The 17,441-nt window shown below is 72.2% G+C and carries 17 protein-coding genes and 1 pseudogene; 12 read left to right on the top strand and 6 right to left on the bottom strand.

From position 1 onward, the window contains the following. The first annotated feature begins 295 nt into the window (after positions 1-295). The 4 genes from K7472_RS11300 (at position 296) to K7472_RS11285 (ending at position 2,878) form a co-directional block, all read left to right on the top strand. Positions 296-592 (top strand): hypothetical protein, encoded by a 297-nt coding sequence (locus K7472_RS11300; protein ID WP_222976777.1) that lies wholly within the window; start codon positions 296-298, stop codon positions 590-592. Between the two features lie 199 nt (positions 593-791). Continuing rightward, entirely contained in the window at positions 792-1,823 is a 1,032-nt protein-coding gene (locus K7472_RS11295; RefSeq protein ID WP_222976775.1) for a medium chain dehydrogenase/reductase family protein, read from the top strand. A gap of 47 nt (positions 1,824-1,870) precedes the next feature. Next, positions 1,871-2,245, top strand: a complete 375-nt coding sequence (locus K7472_RS11290; RefSeq protein ID WP_222976773.1) for a hypothetical protein — start codon at positions 1,871-1,873, stop codon at positions 2,243-2,245. A 297-nt stretch (positions 2,246-2,542) separates the two neighbouring features. After that, complete coding sequence (locus K7472_RS11285) at positions 2,543-2,878, top strand: hypothetical protein (RefSeq protein ID WP_222976771.1); 336 nt, start codon at positions 2,543-2,545, stop codon at positions 2,876-2,878. An 18-nt stretch (positions 2,879-2,896) separates the two neighbouring features. Here K7472_RS11285 and K7472_RS11280 read toward each other — a convergent pair whose 3' ends face one another. From K7472_RS11280 to K7472_RS11265, 4 genes are all read right to left on the bottom strand, one after another. Then, positions 2,897-4,066 (bottom strand): RNA polymerase sigma factor, encoded by a 1,170-nt coding sequence (locus K7472_RS11280; protein ID WP_222976865.1) that lies wholly within the window; start codon positions 4,064-4,066, stop codon positions 2,897-2,899. Between the two features lie 8 nt (positions 4,067-4,074). Next, a complete protein-coding gene (locus tag K7472_RS11275) occupies positions 4,075-4,482 on the bottom strand; it encodes a YciI family protein (RefSeq protein WP_222976769.1) in 408 nt (135 codons plus the stop codon). Between the two features lie 117 nt (positions 4,483-4,599). Further along, positions 4,600-5,217 carry a TOPRIM nucleotidyl transferase/hydrolase domain-containing protein gene (locus tag K7472_RS11270; RefSeq protein ID WP_222976767.1) on the bottom strand — a complete coding sequence of 206 codons (618 nt, stop codon included), beginning with the start codon at positions 5,215-5,217 and terminating at the stop codon, positions 4,600-4,602. A gap of 78 nt (positions 5,218-5,295) precedes the next feature. Then, positions 5,296-6,111, bottom strand: a complete 816-nt coding sequence (locus K7472_RS11265; RefSeq protein WP_222976765.1) for an alpha/beta fold hydrolase — start codon at positions 6,109-6,111, stop codon at positions 5,296-5,298. A 258-nt stretch (positions 6,112-6,369) separates the two neighbouring features. Here K7472_RS11265 and K7472_RS11260 point away from each other — a divergent pair, with 258 nt between their 5' ends. Next, positions 6,370-7,341 (top strand): DUF6924 domain-containing protein, encoded by a 972-nt coding sequence (locus K7472_RS11260; protein ID WP_222976763.1) that lies wholly within the window; start codon positions 6,370-6,372, stop codon positions 7,339-7,341. A gap of 82 nt (positions 7,342-7,423) precedes the next feature. Here K7472_RS11260 and K7472_RS11255 read toward each other — a convergent pair. Beyond that, positions 7,424-7,846: pseudogene (locus tag K7472_RS11255) on the bottom strand (YjbQ family protein). 222 nt (positions 7,847-8,068) lie between these two features. Between K7472_RS11255 and K7472_RS11250 the strand changes: the two are divergent. The 7 genes from K7472_RS11250 to K7472_RS11220 all read left to right on the top strand — a co-directional run bounded on the left by K7472_RS11250 (position 8,069) and on the right by K7472_RS11220 (position 16,833). Then, positions 8,069-8,455: a VOC family protein gene (locus K7472_RS11250; RefSeq protein WP_222976761.1), complete on the top strand. Its 387-nt coding sequence runs from the start codon at positions 8,069-8,071 to the stop codon at positions 8,453-8,455. A gap of 43 nt (positions 8,456-8,498) precedes the next feature. Further along, positions 8,499-8,858: a hypothetical protein gene (locus K7472_RS11245; protein ID WP_222976759.1), complete on the top strand. Its 360-nt coding sequence runs from the start codon at positions 8,499-8,501 to the stop codon at positions 8,856-8,858. Beyond that, a complete protein-coding gene (locus K7472_RS11240) occupies positions 8,848-9,522 on the top strand; it encodes a hypothetical protein (protein WP_222976757.1) in 675 nt (224 codons plus the stop codon). The genes K7472_RS11245 and K7472_RS11240 overlap by 11 nt, the downstream gene beginning before the upstream one ends. A 100-nt stretch (positions 9,523-9,622) precedes the next feature. Beyond that, the gene (locus K7472_RS11235; protein ID WP_222976755.1) at positions 9,623-10,594 is read left to right on the top strand and encodes a LysR family transcriptional regulator; all 972 of its coding nucleotides are present in this window, start codon (positions 9,623-9,625) and stop codon (positions 10,592-10,594) included. A gap of 187 nt (positions 10,595-10,781) precedes the next feature. Next, positions 10,782-13,064, top strand: a complete 2,283-nt coding sequence (locus K7472_RS11230; RefSeq protein WP_222976753.1) for a collagenase — start codon at positions 10,782-10,784, stop codon at positions 13,062-13,064. Between the two features lie 142 nt (positions 13,065-13,206). Further along, the gene (locus tag K7472_RS11225; protein ID WP_308013860.1) at positions 13,207-14,670 is read left to right on the top strand and encodes an aminopeptidase P family protein; all 1,464 of its coding nucleotides are present in this window, start codon (positions 13,207-13,209) and stop codon (positions 14,668-14,670) included. A 207-nt stretch (positions 14,671-14,877) separates the two neighbouring features. Further along, on the top strand, positions 14,878-16,833 hold the full coding sequence (locus tag K7472_RS11220) for a S53 family peptidase (protein ID WP_222976751.1): 1,956 nt from the start codon (positions 14,878-14,880) through the stop codon (positions 16,831-16,833). A gap of 31 nt (positions 16,834-16,864) precedes the next feature. Here K7472_RS11220 and K7472_RS11215 read toward each other — a convergent pair whose 3' ends face one another. Then, entirely contained in the window at positions 16,865-17,353 is a 489-nt protein-coding gene (locus tag K7472_RS11215; protein WP_222976749.1) for a glutathione peroxidase, read from the bottom strand. Between the last annotated feature and the right edge of the window lie 88 nt (positions 17,354-17,441).

Below are 17,441 nucleotides of genomic sequence, written 5' to 3'. Positions count from 1 at the left end.
CGCTCGGGAAAGCTCACGCCGTGCAGCGGCGGTGTCCGTACACACCGGACACCGCCGCCTTGCCTCCGTCAACCCTCCTCCGCGAGGACGACCGCTTCCTCCCGCATCACGCGACCGCCGCCGATCAAGCGCCCGCTGGACGACTACCTGGCCGCCTCGGCCACCGGAGTGGACCGGCAGAGCCGTCGGGGTCCTGTTCGGCGGCAGCGAGCCGAGGGGCGACGCGGGCGTGGGTACCCCTGCGCTCGATCGGAGCACCTCCTGCTCCCCCGCCCTTCGAGGAGATCCAACGGTGATGAGGAATCTGGCACGTGGTGTGGCCGTCGCTGTGCTGGCGGCGGGCGCCGTGGCGCCGCTGTCGGGCGTCGCCCAGGCCGCGCCCGCGGTGCCGCTCGCTCCCCAGTGGCACCACCCGTGCCCGCCGCGCCACGACGACGACCACGGCCGCGACGACTGGCGCCAGGACCAGGGATCACGGCACGACGACGACCGGTGCGGCTGCCGCGACCGGCGTGACGACCTCGACCGGGGCGGGATCGGCATCCAGCCCCGCTCGGGCCTGCTCGGGCTGGGACTCCTCGGCATCCTCTGACCCTCACCGCGGTACGGCTCGACCCGGACACCGGCGGCCGGCGCTCATCACCCGATGGGCGCCGGCCGCCGTTCCGTGCCGCGCCATGACGCCGGACCGACCGTTCCGTTAGACCCTGTCACGAACCCTCTTGACTGTCGCGATGTCATGGCGTTATAACTTCTAACGAACACGACAACTTCTCCAGACAGGGGGCGCCATGAACAGCGAGCGCTTGGTCGAGGTCGTTCTGCCGGGCGTCGTGGACCCGGAGGGCCTTCAGGTCCGGCACGGCGACGTTCCGACACCCGGCCGCGGTCGGATAGTGATCGCCATGGAGGCGAGCGGTGTCTCGTTCGCCGAGCAGCAGATGCGGCGCGGCCGCTACTACGACCAGCCGCCCTTCCCGTTCGTGCCCGGCTACGACGTGGTGGGCCGGGTGATCTCCACCGGCGACGGTGTCGATCCAGGGATGACCGGCCGACGGGTGGCCGCGCTGCTGAAGGTCGGCGGCTGGGCGAGCCACCTGGTGCTCGACGCGGACGACGCCGTGCCTGTTCCGGACGGCCTGACCCCGTCGCAGGCGGAGACCGTGGTGGTCAACGGCATCACGGCCTGGCAGATGCTGCACCGCCGGGCCCGCGTGCGCGCCGGGCAGACCGTCCTGGTGCACGGCGCCGGGGGCGGCGTGGGCACCGTCCTGGCGCAACTGGCCCGCGCGGCCGGAGCCTTGGTCATCGGCACCGCCTCCGCCCGGCATCACGACACGCTGCGCGAGATGGGCGTCGTGCCGATCGACTACCGCACGCAGGACGTGCCGGCCCGGGTCGCGGAACTCGCGCCGGGCGGCGTGGACGCCGTCTTCGACCACGTCGGCGGACGCAGCGTCGTCGACTCCTGGCACCTGCTCGCCCCCGGCGGCACCCTGGTCGCCTACGGCAGCGCCTCCACCCGTGACGACTCCGGTTCCAAGCAGTGGCCCGTCCTGAAGATCCTCGCCCGCACCTGGCTGTGGAACGCCCTGCCCAACGGCCGCCGCGCCGGTTTCTACAACATCTGGGCGGGTCGCTCCTTCGGCAAGGACCGGTACCGCGCCCGGCTGCGCGACGACCTCACCCGGGTGTTCGCCGCGCTCCACCGCGGCGACATCACCGCCCGCGTCGCCGCGGAACTGCCGCTCGCCCGGGCCGCCGAAGCACTGCGCCTGGCGGAGTCCGGGACCGTCACCGGCAAGGTCGTGCTGACGCCCTGAACCTTCCGGCCAGGCCTCTTCCCGCACGTCGGCGTTACGGTGGCCGCATGGACGAGAACCGAGCGCTTCGCGTCGTGGACGCGTTGCGGGAGCGCGGCGTCGACGCCCACGTCGCCCGCGAGGGCGTCTACCGGACCGGCGTGCGGGTCGAGCTGCACGACGGCCGCGAGGCCGTCTGGGACACCGACGACACCGCGAGCCTGGAGGCACAGGTCATGCAGGACGGGATGCTGGTCGGCTTCGTGCCCTGCCTGGAGGGCTCCGAGGACTTCGACCTCGATCAGACCGTCGACGCCATCGCTCGGGCGGACTACAGTCAGCCGGTCGCCCGTGAGCGGCCCACCGCGCCGCCGCCCTCGGCCCCGCTGCCCCGGGAAGGCGGACTCTTCCGGCGCTTCCTCGGCGGCTTCCGCGAGCGGTGAACCCCTCGGGGCTCTCGACGCCCGAGGGGCGAGTGCGGAGGCGAAGCCGCGACGACAGCATGGACGAAACCGATTCCATCGCGTGTGCACCAAGATCCTTCGCAAACAGTCGCTCTGCTGGGCGATAACGACTGATTCACGTGCGAGGATGCGGGCACTCCGTACCGCACCCTGTTCCACGAACGGCTCGGGCGACCGCTAGGGTCTCGTCCACCGTGCGAGTGGCGCCGGGGCGTTCGGGGTGAGGCGACGATTTCCCTGGGCAGTCGCTGCCGCAACACGCATAAGGAGTGCTCCATGCCGTTAACCGCCGCTGACGCCGCCCGCGTGCACCGCCGCCGCGTCGGCCCCCGACGCCCCGGCGCGGTCTACCAGGACACCCGAGGCGTGCCCTACCGCGTCGACGCCGTGCTCTACGGCCCCGCCGCGCGCGCCGCACTCGGGCACCCGATGTCCTGGGCCGTGACCGTCACCGGACCGGACGGCCGGCAGCGCACCCACTGCACGCCCTGGGACCCGCGCCGCGAGCGGCCCCGCCCCGATCTGTGCCCCGTCTGCCTGGGCGTCCGGCACCGGCCCGGGCCCCGCTGCCCGGCCGACTCCGCGGCCCGGCCGCCGTCGCAGGTCGGGTGAGCGCGCCCCGGCGGCCTCTCACCGCCGCGCGTTGAGCCTGGCGGCCTGGCGGGTGAGGTGGTCGCGCTCGGCGAGATCGGGCGCCTTGCGCGCCGCCTCCACGTACAGCCGGGCCGCCGCGTCCAGGTCGCCGTCGCGCTCGTGCAGGTACGCCGCCACGGCCGCGTAGCGGGGCAGCGAGGGGTCCAGCCCGGCCAGCGCCGCCAGGCCTGCGCGCGCTCCGTCCGCCTCGCCGACGGCCACCGCCCGGTTGAGCCGGACGACGGGGCTGTCGGTGAGGCGCAGGAGTTCGTCGTACCACTCGACGACCTGCACCCAGTCGGTTTCCTCGGCGGTGCGCGCGTCCGCGTGGAGTGCCGCGATCGCGGCCTGGGCCTGGAACTCCCCCAGCCGGTCCCGGGCGAGCGCCGCCTGGAGGATTCCGATCCCCTCGGCGACGGCCGCGGTGTCCCAGGCGGCGCGGTCCTGTTCGGCGAGCGGCACCAGGCTGCCGTCGGGGGCGGTCCTGGCGGCGCGTCGGGCGTGGTGGAGCAGCATGAGGGCGAGCAGTCCGGCCACCTCGGGGTGGTCGATCGCAGCGGCGAGCTGCCGGGTCAGCCTGATGGCCTCGGCGACGAGGTCGACGTCGCCGGAGTAGCCCTCGTTGAAGACCAGGTAGAGGACGCGCAGCACGGTGGCGACGTCGCCGGGCTGGTCGAAGCGCACGCCGGAGACCGTGCGCTTGGCCCGGCTGATGCGTTGCGCCATGGTCGCCTCGGGTACGAGGCAGGCCTCGGCGATCTGGCGGGTGGTCAGGCCGCCGACGGCGCGCAGCGTGAGCGCGACGGCGGAGGAGGGCGTCAGCGACGGGTGGGCGCACAGGAAGTAGAGCCGGAGCGTGTCGTCCGCCCCCGGCACCGGTCCGGGCGCCGGTTCCTCGTCCACCGCCGCTTCGCGCCGTCGGCGAGCGGCGTCCGCGCGCTCCGCGTCGAGGAACCGCCGCCAGGCGACGGTGACGAGCCACGCCTTGAGATCCCGCACCGGGGTCCGCCCGTCCGAAGGGCTCGGTGACGGGTCGGCCGCCCCCACCCGGACCGCCTCCACCAGCGCGTCTTGAACGGCGTCCTCGGCCGCCGCGAAGTCGGCTCCGCGGCGGACGAGGATCGCGATGACGCCGGGAGTGAGGCTGCGCAGCAGGGCCTCGTCCATCGCGTGGGTCACTCCGTGATGGTGGGCGGCGCCGTGAGGAACGGGCGCAGTTCGAGCCACTCGTGGATCGGCTCACCGCCCGCCCCCGGGGCCGCCGACAGTTCTCCTGCCAGTTCGAGCGCCCGCTCGTAGCTGTCGACGTCGATCACCATCCACCCGGCGATCAGGTCCTTCGTCTCGGCGAACGGACCGTCGGTGACCGGCGGGCGGCCCTCGCCGTCGTACCGGACGAAGGTGCCTTCGGGCGCGAGCGCCTGGGCGTCGACGAACTCGCCGGTCCCCTCGAGCCGGGCCGCGAAGTCCTGCATGTACTTCACGTGGGCCGAGATCTCCTCCGGTGTCCAACGGTCCATCGGCACGTCGCAGGCCGCGGGCGGGCCGCCGCGGTAGTGCTTGAGCAGCAGATACTTGGCCATGGGCTTCTCCTCGGTACCAGTGCGACCCATTGTGGGCGCGTTCACCCGGGAGACGGAGCACGCCACGGATTCTCGACATGGCTGCCGGAGGAAATTCCGCGCGGCGGCGCGTCGGACTCACAGAGCGGTGAGCAGGCCGTCGAGAGGTGCGGGGACGCGGTCGAGGTCGAGCGCCTCGGTGAGGACGCGGCCGTAGTGGATCTTGCGCCCCTTCTTCGTCCCGAGGAAGCGGCGCAGCTGCTGCTGGGGAGCGCGGCCCTGCTGCGCGGGCTGGCGCAGGAAGGTCCGCAGGGCCCGCAGATCGCCCTGCGCCTGGATGAGGTCCCGGACCCGTGCCACGCCCAGCGCGCGGATCAGTTCGTCCTCCAGGTCCGCCGCGCAGACGAAGAACGCGTGCCGTCCCGTACCGGCCGGTTCCAGGCCCCGGGCGTAGTAGCGGCGCTCCCCCTCGTCGCACAGTCCCGTCAGGCGCAGTCCCAGGCCGGTCGGGCCGAGCGCACGGGCGAAGCGGCCGACGCTCATCGCGCCGCCCATGGGCAGCACGCAGATCCCCTCGGACGCGAGGTGACGGCCACGCCGCGCGGCCAGGGCGTTGACCGCCTCGACGTCGCTGGGTCCTTCCAGCAGGACGGCCGTCCGGACCGGCAGCAGCACAGCCAACTCACGCGCCGGGACGGCGGAACCGCCGGCCACCCACGCGGTGACCGCCTCCTGGAATGCCCCCATGTCGGCCATGGGACGAGTCTCCGCTTCTTCCGGCGTCCGCGACAGCCGATTTCCTCCGGCGCCCCGCCATGGGACGCGGCGCAGCCGTCAGTGCGGTCGGTCCGGGGACAGGAAGCGGTCGATCTCCGCCGCCACCGCGTCGGGGGCCGTGGACGGCGCGAAGTGGGACTGGCCGGGGAAGGTCACGAGGGTCACCTGGGGCAGAGCGGCCGCGAGCCGGTCGAGGGTCTCCGGCATCGGCTGCCAGGTGTCGGCCCCCCGCATCAGCAGGGTCGGCACCGCGACACCGCTCCAGCGTCGCACGTCCGGTGTATCGGCGGCCATGGATTCCAGGTCACGGCACCAGCCCGGCGCGTCGGAGGTTTCGGCGGGTTGTTCGTCGCAAGGGTCCGCGTCGGCCGGATCGCTCGCGGCCATGAGATCCAGCACGGCGGCCGGTACGCGCGCCACCTCTTCCGCCAGCAGCCGGTCGGCCCGCCGCCGATCCCCACGCGCGGTCAGTTCCTCGAACCGGGCGAGAACAGGCGCCAGTTCGGCTCCTGCCGCGTAGAGCGGTGGCTCCCACAGGACGAGGGAGCGGATCGGCAGCCCGGCTGCGGCGGCGTGCAGGGCGACGGTGGCCCCGTAGGACATGCCGACCAGATGGACGGGTCGCCCGATCCTCTCGATCAGTTCCCCGAGGTCCGCGACCTCGTCCGCGAAGCGCTTCGGCCGTCGGCCCGGCCCGCTCGGGGCGTAGCCGCGCCGCGCGGGCGTCCACAGGCCGAACCGGTCGGCGAGTCGCTCGGCCACCGGCCGCCAGGAGTGCAGGCCGCCTCCGGAGCCGTGCACCATGACGACCGGCGGTCCCGACCCGACCTGCCGGCACGCTATGGCGGTCCCGTCGAAGGATACGAACGACACATCGGATTCGTGGGATTCATGGGATCCGTGCGACGGGAACGACACGTAGGGGTCGTGGGAATCGGACGACTCGGTGGGCTCGAAGGGCTCTGACGGCTTGACCGGGCTGGGCATGCCGTGACGGTCGCACGGCCGGTTCCAGCACGTCCACCGATTTCATCGGGCCCGCTGTCCCTAAAGGGCAAACCCCCCGGTATCCGCAGGCAGACACGGCACAGCCCGCTACCGGTGTCAGTGCCCGGACCGATAATCGGCCGCATGAGACCGATCATTGATCCGGCGGACGTGGATGACGCCGGCCTGGTTGTCCGTACCGACTACTCCAGCGACGTCGCCTGGCGCACCGTGGCAGCCCTGCTCGACGCGCAGCAGGACGATGACGGATGGGTGTACCACGTGGTGGACGATCCGGCCTGGGCCGGTGCGAGCGTGGACGAAGTCCTCACCGCCGCACCGAAGTCGGACGGTGTCGTGTACGTCGCGGACGCGGCGACCATGCGGGACCCGTACCCCTTGCTGGCCGTGAACACCACGACTCGTGAGGACTGCGAGGACGACGAGGAGTACGACTACCAGATGCAGTGCGGGCGGGAGTTCCGCGTGCTGCCGTCCGGACTCGTCGACGTGAGCGCCAATCTGGCCATCGCGAACATGGACTTCCCCGAGTTCGCCGCCATGGCGCAGGCGGATCCCCACGGCTTCTACCGGGGATCGGCCACCGCACAGGCCGAGGACGCGCCCGAGCCGACACCCTGGGACGGCTGGGTCCCGTGCGACGGGCACCTCTTGCGCCGGGGCCAGACCTTGCGGGACGCCTGCATCACCTCGCCGAACGGCCGTTACGCCTTGTCGTGCTTCGACGGCCTGATGTGCCTGACGCGAGACGGCGTAGGCATATGGATGCCGGTGGGGCAGGGCAGCGGCACCGGGATCGAACTCGGTCCTGAGGGCGAACTGCGGTACCGCGCCGCCACGGGCGGGACGTGGCCGCTGATCCCCGACTTCGGCCATCTCGCGGGCCGCCGCAAACGGTGGCCCGAGAACGAGCGCGGCGGCCCCGGCCCGGCGGTCGGCGCGCACGCCCTGGCCGTCCGCGACGACGGGGACATCGATCTCGTCGACGAGGACGGCCGGACCATGTGGTCGTTCGGCACGGCGCACCATGTCCGTCTCCTGGACGACCTGCACGCCATGGCGATCACACGGCCCACGGACGCGCTTGACGAGTAGCGGCCGACGGCGGGGCGAGGCACGGTTGCTGAGATGGGCGCGGGCATGCGAGCGGATGCCCGCCTCCGCTCAGGCACCTCCCTCAGGCCAGGAAGCTCAGGCGGACGTGGCGGTCGGGGTTGTCGACGTTGGTGTCCACCAGGCACACCGACTGCCAGGTGCCCAGTTCCAGGCGCCCGCCGATCACCGGGAGCGTGGCGTGGGGCGGGACCACGGCCGGCAGGACGTGGTCCCGGCCGTGACCCGGGTGACCGTGGCGGTGCCGCTACCGGTCGTCCGGCGGGAGGAGTTGCCCCAGGGCGGACAGCAGGTCCTCGTCGCTTCCGGCACCGGTCTCGATGACCGCCAGGCCGGCGGTGGCGTGCGGGGTGAAGAGGTTGAGCAGGCCGTCCCGGCCGCCGGACACCTCCCGCAGGAAGGCCTCGCAGTCGCCGGTGAGGTCCACGACCGTTTCCTCCGAACCGGTCGCGATGTCGATGATCCGTGTGGTGAAGACGTCAGTCATGGGTCCATCCTCGCCACGACGTCGCGGGCTATCCACGAAGCGCGGAAGAAGTCGCGTGCGTGTCCGGACTCGTGGATCGCGACGCCCGGCGATGCCGAACGGGCCATGGAGATGCGCGGTGGTCCGCGGCCCGCTGTGGTTCCATCACCGAAGACATCCGCAGCCGCCGGTCGCCCCACTCGCCACCGCCGGGCTGTCCGCCCCGACCGCACTGGAGACACCATGCGCGTGATCGCCTTCGACCACCTCGTCCTGAACGTCGCCGACGTCGAGCGTTCGCTCGCGTTCTACACGGGGCCACTGGGCCTGGAGCCGGTGCGCGTGCGGGAGTGGCGGGCCGGTGACGCCCCTTTCCCGTCCGTACGGGTGAGTCCCACGACCATCATCGACCTGGTACGCACCCCCGATCAGGCGAAGGGCTCCAACGTCGACCACATCTGTCTCGTGGTCGAGCCGCTCGACTGGCAGGAGGTCGTCGACTCCGGCGTCTTCACCGTGGTGGACGGCCCCGGTGAGCGCTTCGGCGCCCGGGGCACCGCGGTCTCGCTCTACGTGCGGGACCCGGACGGCAATACCGTGGAACTGCGCTGGTATCCGCAGCACGCGTGACGATCGCCTCGGCTGGAGGGCTTCGCCCGGCTACCTTACGGGGGTGAAGCAGCGAGAGGTTCGACAGCGCGTCGTCGGAGTGCTCACCCAGGGGCTCGAGTGGGTGCAGCGCGGTGCGACGGAAGGGCCGGGGGCCGGCGGCGGGATGCCCTCGGAGGTCGCCGTCGTCAGTGAGATGATCAGCGAAATCCTGCCGCCCCTGGACATCCCGGGTGACGCGCGCACCCAGCAGGCGGTCAACCAGGCCTCACGGGATCTCGGGAGGGCCATCACGCAGATCGTCGGCGCCTTCATGGACGCCTTCGCGGAACTGGCCCTCGAACACGACTCCGCGGACCCGGTCGTGACGGCCAACGACGTACTGCGGCGTCTGGCGATCGAGGCGGAGACCGATGACAGCTGACGGCGGCGGCGGACATCCGGACGCGATGGGGACGAGGGGCGGACAGCGGATGGGACCGGAGCGCAACAGGGTCACCCCGACCGGGGAGATCGTCGCGACCGCGTTACGCGGCGCCTGGACCGGTAACCGTGGCGTCCTGCACGAGGGCCACGACATCGTCCGCTTCCACGCGAGCGACCTGTGGATCACCTGCGTCCTGGAGTTCCGTGGCCGCTGGCGCGAGCAGTGGCTTCCCCACCGCTACACGCATCTGTACTTCCACGACGAGGCCGTGTCGTTCGCGGCCGGTCATCGGCCCTGCGGCGAATGCCGTCACCGGGACTACCAGTCCTACCGGCAGGCGTGGGCCGTGGGGCCGGGCGGCGCGTTGCCGTCGGCACGGGAGATGAACCGTCGCCTGCACAGCGAGCGCATCGTGCGCGGCACCCACCGGCGCCGCTACCACGAGATGCCGTGGGCCGGGCTGCCGGACGGCACGTTCGTCCTCGTCGACACCGTCCCCGCCCTGGTCGTCGACGGGCATCTGGCGCAGTGGTCGCTCTCGGGCTACGCGGGTCGCCGGGCGCTGCCCCGGGCCGGGACGGCGACGGTCATCACGCCTCCGGCCTCGGTGACCGTGCTGCGGGCGGGCTACCCGGTGCAGATCGACGACTCGGCACGCTGAGCGGACGCGGGCGGTCCGCCGGGCGGGAGGGTGACGGCTTGTGTGCGTGGATCTACCATGTCCACGGCCAGTGGGCCTTCGCCGCTACGGAGGCGCATGGATGGAGCTGGAAATACGGCACCTGCGCGCGTTGTGCGCGATCGCCGACTCGGGAAGCGTCGGCCGGGCCGCCGCGACGCTCGGCTACTCACAGCAGGCGTTGAGCGGGCAACTCCGGCGCATCGAGGGGTACTTCGGGGAGCCGTTGTTCGAGCGCGGCCCTTCGGGCGTCGAGCCCACGCGCTACGGGTTGGAGGTCGTGGCACGGGCCCGCGAGATCGTGGCGGGCGTCGACGCGATCCCGCGTCGGCCGTCGACGCAGGGCGCCGTCGCCCGCGAGACGTTGCGTCTCGCCTGCACCAACTCCCCCGTCCTTCCCGGGATGTTGGCCCGAGCGCGGGCTCGCCTGCCGCAGCGCGCGCTCAACGTGAGCAGCGTCTACGCCTCCTCCCAGATGGTCGAGTTGCTGGAGAACGGTGAGCTCGACGCGGCGATCGGCGTCGACTACCCGGGCCAGGACCTCAGGCACTCCGGCGCGCTGGCCCACCGCGTCGTCGCCACCGAGCCGTCGTTCCTCGCCCTGTCCGCCGGGCACCGGCTGCGCCGCCGGGTCGACGTGCGGCTGTCGGAGCTCGCCGACGACGAGTGGTTCCTCACCCCGGACGACGGCGCGGGCTGGCCGGGGGTGTTCTACGCGGCGTGTGCGGCGGACGGCTTCACACCGGCCGTGGTGCACGAATTCCTGGGTGACCAGATGCAGTTGCAGCGCATGGTGGCCGACGGGCACGGGGTCTCGGTGGTGCAGGCGACGATCCGGCCGATCCCCGGTGTCCTCGTCAAGCCGTTGAGCGGCACGCCCCTGTGGTGCCGCTACCTGCTGGCGTGGCGCCGCGACTCGCTGTCCGCCGACGTCGTCGAGGCGCTGTACGCGGCGGCCACGGCGGCGTACCGCGACCTGATCACGCGATCGCCGCACTACCAGGCCTGGGCGACGCGCGGCGGCGGCGTCACCTCGGCCTCCGACCAGAGCTGAACGGGCCCGACCACGGCGAAGGGCGCACACCCGAACTGCTCGTACACGCAGAGGTGTTGTGGCCACGGCGGTCCAAGTGCTGTGTCCGCGGAGATTGTCGGTGTGCCCGGGCGGTGACAGCGTTCCTGATGCGTCACGCATCCCACCCCCACCGTCTGCGTGACGTTCATGTCCCGGGGAGGACGCCATGAGACGCAAGCGATCCGTCCGACATCTCAGAGACGTGGCCTTCGGCCTGGTGACCGTCGCGACGGTGATCGGGCTCGCCGCCGGTCCCTCGTTCGCCGCCGCCACCCCTGCGCTCGCCACGCCGGCACACGCCACCGCGCACACTGCGCACGGCCCGGCCCCGTCCGTGCCCGCGCCCACCGGTGTCTCGCCCGCCGGTACCGTGACGGACGCCGTCCAGCACGGCCGCCGTTCGGTCGCCCAGCTTCCGCCGCCGCGTCCCACTCCGGCGCGACAGCACCAGCACCCCGCCACGCCACCGCGACCCACGGCGACCGCTGCCCAGTCGTGCACCCCGTCCGACTTCAGCGGCCGCACCGGAACCGGCCTGGCCTCCTACGTCGAGGCGTCGACCACCGACTGCGTCAACACACTGTTCTCGCTCACCGGCAGCGACGCCCACGGTGTGTTCCAGGAGTCGCAGATGACGGCGGTCGCGCAGGCCTTCCAGAGCCTCGCGGGCCGGTACACCGGTGACGACTCGGCCGGCATCTGGCAGCTGGTCCTCTACCTTCGCGCCGGGTACTACGTGCAGTACAACGACTCCGGCGACGTCGGCACGTACGACACCGCGCTCACCTCGGCCGTCGAGAGCGGTCTCGACGCCTTCTTCGCGAACTCCCGTTCCCACGACGTGACCGACGCCAACGGACAGGTGCTCAGCGACGTCGTCATCCTCACCGACAGCGCAGGCGTCCAGCAGGACCACCTGACCGACTACGCGTGGATCCTCGACGACTACACGAGTGCCTGGGACGCCTCCTCGGCCATGGACGCCGTCGTCTACGACGTCTACACCCCGCTGTGGCGCGGCCAGTACAACCCCGCGTTCGTCACCGCCATCACCGACGACCCGACCACCGTCGACACACTCGACCACTTCGCGCTGAACCACACCGCCCTGCTCGGCGGCGCCAACACCTTCATGGACGCGGACGCCGGCCAGGACCTCGCCGCCTACGTGCAGTTCCCCGCCCTCCAACCGACCGTCAGGCCCCTGATGCTGGCCCTGCTCCAGGCGTCGAAGATCAGCGGTCCGACCGCCGCGCTGTGGGTCGCCGTCGCCGAACAGGGCCAGACCTTCGACGCCGCCGACTGCTCCTACTACGGCACCTGCGACCTGGTCACCCAACTCACCAAGGCCGCGCTGCCGATCAGCCACACCTGCGACACGGCGATCACCGTCACCGCGGAATCGCTCGACGCCGACCAGCTCGCGGCCGTCTGCGCCAGCCTGACCGCGCAGGTCCCCTGGTTCCAGCACCTCGTCGGCGCCTCCGCCCCGATCGCGGGGCAGACCATCACCGGCGAGAACGTGATCGTCTTCTCCAGCCAGCTCGACTACCAGATCTACGCTGAGGCGATCTACGGGGTCAGCACCGACAACGGTGGCATCACGGTCACCGGCGATCCCACCCAGTCCGGCAACTCCTCGTACTCCGTGATGTACCAGGCCCCCTACGCGAGCGACTTCACCGCGGACATCTGGAACCTCAACCACGAGTTCACGCACTACCTCGACGCCGTGTACGACACCAAGGGCGACTTCGGCGCGGAGACCGCCGTCCCGGACGTGTGGTGGATCGAGGGCATCGCCGAGTACACCTCCTACACCTACCGCGGGGTGCCGGACACCGAGGCGCTCACGGACGCCCCGCAGCACACGTACACCCTCAGCACCCTGCTGCAGAACACCTACTCCAACAGCGACGAGACCCGCACCTACCCGTGGGGCTACCTGGCGGTGCGCTACATGTTCGAGCGTCATCCCGACGACGTGCGAACGATCCTGGGCGACTTCCGGCAGGGCGACTACACCGGCGCGTACGACTACTACACCGACACCATCGGCACGTCCTACGACGCCGACTTCACCAGCTGGCTCGACACCCTCAGCGGTGGTACGGGCGCGAGCGCCTGCACCGACTCCAACCCGCAGGCCATGGGCCAGAACTGCTCCCGCGCCGGTCAGTCGGAGCCGGCCGGCGGCCTGGACTACCTGTGGATCCTCCTGCCCGCCGGCACCACGACCCTGACGGTGAGCACCAGCGGCGGCACCGGGACCGCGTACCTCTACTACGACCCCAGCACCTGGGCGACCGACCGCACCCACACCGCCTCGTCCACCGGGTCGGGGACCTCCCACTCCCTCACCGTCACCAACACCAGCGCCGGATACCGGTACATCAGCCTCTACGGCGAGACGGCGTTCAGCGGCGTGACCGTCACGACGCGGTACTGACCGCACCCGGGACCGCGCGGCGCGCCGTCACCCGCCGCGCGGCCCCGGGCCGTCCGCAGGTCCGCGGTGCCGGAAAGCGGTGCCGGAAAGCGGAGCTGGAACGCGGTGCCCGAAGCCGGACGTCCACGGAGAAAGGCCACACGTGAACCCTTCCCACGACAGCGCCGCCGAGGTGCCCGACACGGCCGCGTACGCCACCGGCAGCCACGACCTGCCGGTCTCCCCGGCGTTGTCCGCGTTCATGGGGACCGGATGGGAGCCGACCCCGCTCCCGGACACCGGCGCGTCCGCGGTGACCGCCTGGACGGCGGCCCGCCGCGCGCTGCTGGCCGAGCGCTTCCCCGGCGAGCGGATCGTGATCCCGGCCGGGCGGGAGAAGACCCGGTCCAACGACATGCCGTACCCCTTCCGCCCGCACACCGCCTACACCTACCTGACCGGCGACCGGACGCCCGACGGCGTGCTCGTGATGGAGCCGGACGGAGCCGCGACGCTCTGCCTGCGACCGCGTTCGGCGCGCGAGGGCGAGGCGTTCCGGGACCGCGTCCACGGCGAGTTCTGGGTCGGACGGCGGCCCACCCTCGGCGAGGCCGGACGGATGCTGCGGATCCCGGTCGCCGAACTCCGCCTGCTGCCCGATCTGTTGGGTGGCGCACGGGTCCCCACCCGCGTGCTGCGTGGCGTGGACGCCGGGGTGGACGAATTGCTGCCCGGGCCACCGGACGCCGAACTGCTCGCCGCACTTTCGGAGTTGCGACTGCGCAAGAGTCCGTGGGAGGTGGACGAGCTGCGCAAGGCCGTGGACATCACCGTGCGCGGCTTCGAGGACGTGGCCGGATCGCTGGCCGAGGCGACACGGCACCGGCGCGGCGAACGGTGGGTCGAGGGGGTCTTCGGCCACCGCGCCCGCCTGGAGGGCAACGGCGTCGGCTACGGGACCATCGCGGCGGCCGGTGAGCACGCGTGCACGCTGCACTGGACCCGCAACGACGGCCCTCTCAGGCCCGGCGAACTCCTCCTGCTGGACGCGGGCGTCGAGACCGACACGCTCTACACCGCCGACATCACCAGGACCCTGCCGATCTCGGGCACGTTCACACCGCTCCAACGCGACCTGTACGCACTCGAGTTCGCCGCCCAGGACGCCGGGATCGCCGCGCTGAAACCGGGAGCCAGGTTCCGCGACTTCCACCTGGCGGCGATGCGCGTGATCGTCGGCGGCCTGATCGACCTGGGCATCGTGCGGACCGGCCTGGACGAGGCGATGGACGCGGGCGACGGGAGGTATCGCAGGTACACGCTGTGCGCCAGCGGCCACATGCTCGGCATGGACGTGCACGACTGCGCCCAGGCGCGCGCCGGAGCGTACCTGGACGCACCCCTCGAAGCAGGTCACGTGCTGACCGTGGAGCCGGGTGTCTACTTCCAGCCGGACGACCTGACCGTCCCTGAGGAACTGCGCGGCATCGGCATCAGGCTCGAGGACGACCTGGTGATCACACCCTCCGGCGCCGAACTGCTCTCGGCCGCGCTGCCGCGCTCGCCCGGCGACGTCGAGGCATGGCTCGGCGGTCTGATGAACGGGACCACGGCTCCGATCCGGTGAAAGCCGTGCGTCACGGGAACCCGCAGCAGCGAGCCCTGCGTCGTACGGGCGAGGGGGACGGCGACCGACACGGCGTGCCGTCGCCGCTGCCGTACGAGAGGGGTGGGCTGGGGCGTGGAAGGCACGTTTTCGCAGAAGACCGGTTCGCGGAAGGTCGCCGGGAGTTGGGGGCGTGGTCGCGCAGCCGCGGCCGTCTGGGTCGCCTGCGTGGCCACATTGGGGGCCGGGGCAGTGCTGGGCGTGCCCGGCAGCGCGCAGGCGGCGCCGGCCACCACCCTCGCGGAGTCGGTCTCCCCCGCGGTGCACGCCGCGTCGCGCGTCGGAGCCGTCTCCGCCGCGCAGCGACTGACCGTGCAGGTGTGGCTGGCGCCCGACCTGGCGGGCGCCGAGGCGTTCGCCGACGCGGTCGCCACGCCCGGCAGCGCCGAGTTCCACCACTACCTCAGCCCGGCCGCCTACACCGCGAGGTTCGGTCCGTCCGCCGCGCACGCCGCCGCGGTGACCCGGTGGCTGGAGTCCAGCGGGCTCACCCAGGTGCGCACCGACAGCGGCCGGGACTACGTCGCGGCGACCGGACCGGTGGCGAAGGTGCAGTCGGCGTTCCGGGTCCGCATCGACCGGTACCGGGTCAAGGGGGCGAACGGCGAGACGACCGTGGCGCGGTCCAACGACCGCGCGGTGTCCGTGCCGTCGTCCCTCGCGTCCGACGTGCTGGGCGTGACCGGACTGAGCGACCTGCCACCCACGGTGCCCCACGCCACTGCCCCCACCGCGTCCGGCCCGCGTGAGTCGGCGTCGAAGGCGTCCAAGACACCGACGTGTTCCGCGTACTGGGCGCAGCACGTCCAGACGTTCCACCCGGCCTACCAGGGGCTCACCAAGGCGTCCCTGCCGGTCTGCGGTTACTCCGCCGACCAGATGCGCGCCGCCTACGGCGCGACATCGAAGGACACCGGCAAGGGCCAGACCGTCGCCCTGACCGAGGACGAGGCCCCGACCGCGATGTTCCAGACCCTGACGGACTTCGCGAAGGCCAATCACCTCCCGGCCCCGAAGCCCTCGCAGTTCAAGCAGGTGCAGGCGGGCAAGGCCTGTGCCTCGACGTCGGCCGCGTCCGCCTCGCGTGCGTCCGCCTCCTCGGCGGCGTCCGTCTCGCCCCGGGCCGCGCAGTCGCCGGCCGTCGACGACGAGGCGGAGATGGACTCGGAGGCGGTCTACGCGATGGCGCCCGACGCCGACCAGTTGATGGTGGTGGGGCAGGGCTGCGACGAGGACCAGGCACTGCTGAACGCCGCCCTCTCCGTGCTCGACGGGAGCGGCGGCCACCCCAGCGCCTCCATCGTGACCAACTCGTGGCAGATCCCGCTGGGCCAGGTCCCGGCGAAGACGGTGCACGCGATGGACGTGCGGGCCGCCGCCGAAGGTGTCGGCATGTACTTCGCCTCCGGTGACACGCCCGGTCTGACGGTGACCGACTCCGACCCGTACGTGGTGGCGGTCGGCGGCACCACCCTCGGCATCGGGGCGTCGGGCAACCGCTTGTTCGAGACCGGGTGGTCCGACGACTACGGCGCGCTGGACAGCGGCAAGTGGAGCGACGCGGGCGTCAGCGGCGGAGGCGGAGGCACCAGCACCGTCTACGGGCAGCCCTCCTACCAGAAGGGTGTCGTCCCCGTGTCCATGTCGCAGGTGAAGGTCGGCAAGCGGACCGTCACCGGGCGCGCCGTGCCCGACATCGCCGCGGACGGCGACCCCGACACCGGGATGCTCACCGGCTACATCGAGTCCACGAGCCACGGGAAGCCGGGCCCGTACCGGACCATGCCGAACGCGGGGACCAGTCTGGCGACGCCGCTGATCGCCGGTCTCGTGGCCGACGCGCAGCAGGGCCGCACGACGCCCTTCGGGTTCATCGACCCGCTGCTCTACCGCCTGGCCGGGACCTCCGCGTTGCACGACGCCCTGCCGGTCACCGCGTCGACACCCCAGCAGGACCGCGGTGCCTACGTCACCGGTGACGGGTTCGTCGGCCTCGACGTGTTCGACTCGCAGGAACGCGCCTACACCGGGCAGGTGACCGCCAAGGGCTACGACACGATGACGGGTGTCGGAACGCCGAACGGCGCCGCGTTCCTCGCGGGCCTGCGCGCGGGCGGCCACTGACGGCCGCCCGCCGCGCCGCCCGCGAGGGGCCTCAGTTCGGCAGGACCGCTTCGATCGCCGCGGTGACCTCGGGGGCGTCGGGCTCGGTCTGGGGCGCGAAGCGGGCGGCGACGGTGCCGTCGGGCGCGACGAGGAACTTCTCGAAGTTCCAGCGGACGTCACCGGTGTAGCCCTCGGCGTCGGCGGTACCCGCGAGTTCGGTGTAGAGCGGGTGCCGGTCGTCGCCGAGCACGTCGGTCTTCTCGGTCATCGGGAAGGTGGTGCCGTAGGTCGCGGAGCAGAAGGTCGCGATCTCCTCGGGGGTGCCGGGCTCCTGGCCCATGAACTGGTTGCACGGCACGCCCAGGACGGTGAACCCGCGCTGCGCGTACTGCTGTTGCAGCTTCTCCAGCGCCGCGTACTGCGGGGTCAGGCCGCACCGGGAGGCGACGTTGACGACGAGGACGGCGGTGCCCCGGTACTGACCGAGGTCGGCGGGGCCACCGGTGAGGGCGTCGATCTCGGTGTCGAAGACGGACATGTGACTCCTTGGGTGCGGGGTGCCGGCCGCGCGGACGGGCCGAGTACGTCAGGCGAGAGCGTATCCGGGCGGCCTCGTCCTCCTCCCG

The organism is Streptantibioticus parmotrematis, from assembly GCF_019890615.1.
Classification (GTDB): domain Bacteria; phylum Actinomycetota; class Actinomycetes; order Streptomycetales; family Streptomycetaceae; genus Streptantibioticus_D; species Streptantibioticus_D parmotrematis.
Note: the sequence above shows the minus strand (reverse complement) of the source record. Positions and strands in the feature narration are given on the sequence as shown.

Bases quoted from the DNA above. Each gene is read 5' to 3' on its own strand.
- K7472_RS11260 (WP_222976763.1), top strand. From the start codon at position 6,370: ATGAGACCGATCATTGATCCGGCGGACGTGGATGACGCCGGCCTGGTT.
- K7472_RS11235 (WP_222976755.1), top strand. From the start codon at position 9,623: ATGGAGCTGGAAATACGGCACCTGCGCGCGTTGTGCGCGATCGCCGAC.
- K7472_RS11250 (WP_222976761.1), top strand. From the start codon at position 8,069: ATGCGCGTGATCGCCTTCGACCACCTCGTCCTGAACGTCGCCGACGTC.
- K7472_RS11270 (WP_222976767.1), bottom strand. From the start codon at position 5,217: ATGGCCGACATGGGGGCATTCCAGGAGGCGGTCACCGCGTGGGTGGCC.
- K7472_RS11215 (WP_222976749.1), bottom strand. From the start codon at position 17,353: ATGTCCGTCTTCGACACCGAGATCGACGCCCTCACCGGTGGCCCCGCC.
- K7472_RS11285 (WP_222976771.1), top strand. From the start codon at position 2,543: ATGCCGTTAACCGCCGCTGACGCCGCCCGCGTGCACCGCCGCCGCGTC.
- K7472_RS11300 (WP_222976777.1), top strand. From the start codon at position 296: ATGAGGAATCTGGCACGTGGTGTGGCCGTCGCTGTGCTGGCGGCGGGC.
- K7472_RS11290 (WP_222976773.1), top strand. From the start codon at position 1,871: ATGGACGAGAACCGAGCGCTTCGCGTCGTGGACGCGTTGCGGGAGCGC.
- K7472_RS11295 (WP_222976775.1), top strand. From the start codon at position 792: ATGAACAGCGAGCGCTTGGTCGAGGTCGTTCTGCCGGGCGTCGTGGAC.
- K7472_RS11230 (WP_222976753.1), top strand. From the start codon at position 10,782: ATGAGACGCAAGCGATCCGTCCGACATCTCAGAGACGTGGCCTTCGGC.
- K7472_RS11240 (WP_222976757.1), top strand. From the start codon at position 8,848: ATGACAGCTGACGGCGGCGGCGGACATCCGGACGCGATGGGGACGAGG.
- K7472_RS11275 (WP_222976769.1), bottom strand. From the start codon at position 4,482: ATGGCCAAGTATCTGCTGCTCAAGCACTACCGCGGCGGCCCGCCCGCG.
- K7472_RS11280 (WP_222976865.1), bottom strand. From the start codon at position 4,066: ATGGACGAGGCCCTGCTGCGCAGCCTCACTCCCGGCGTCATCGCGATC.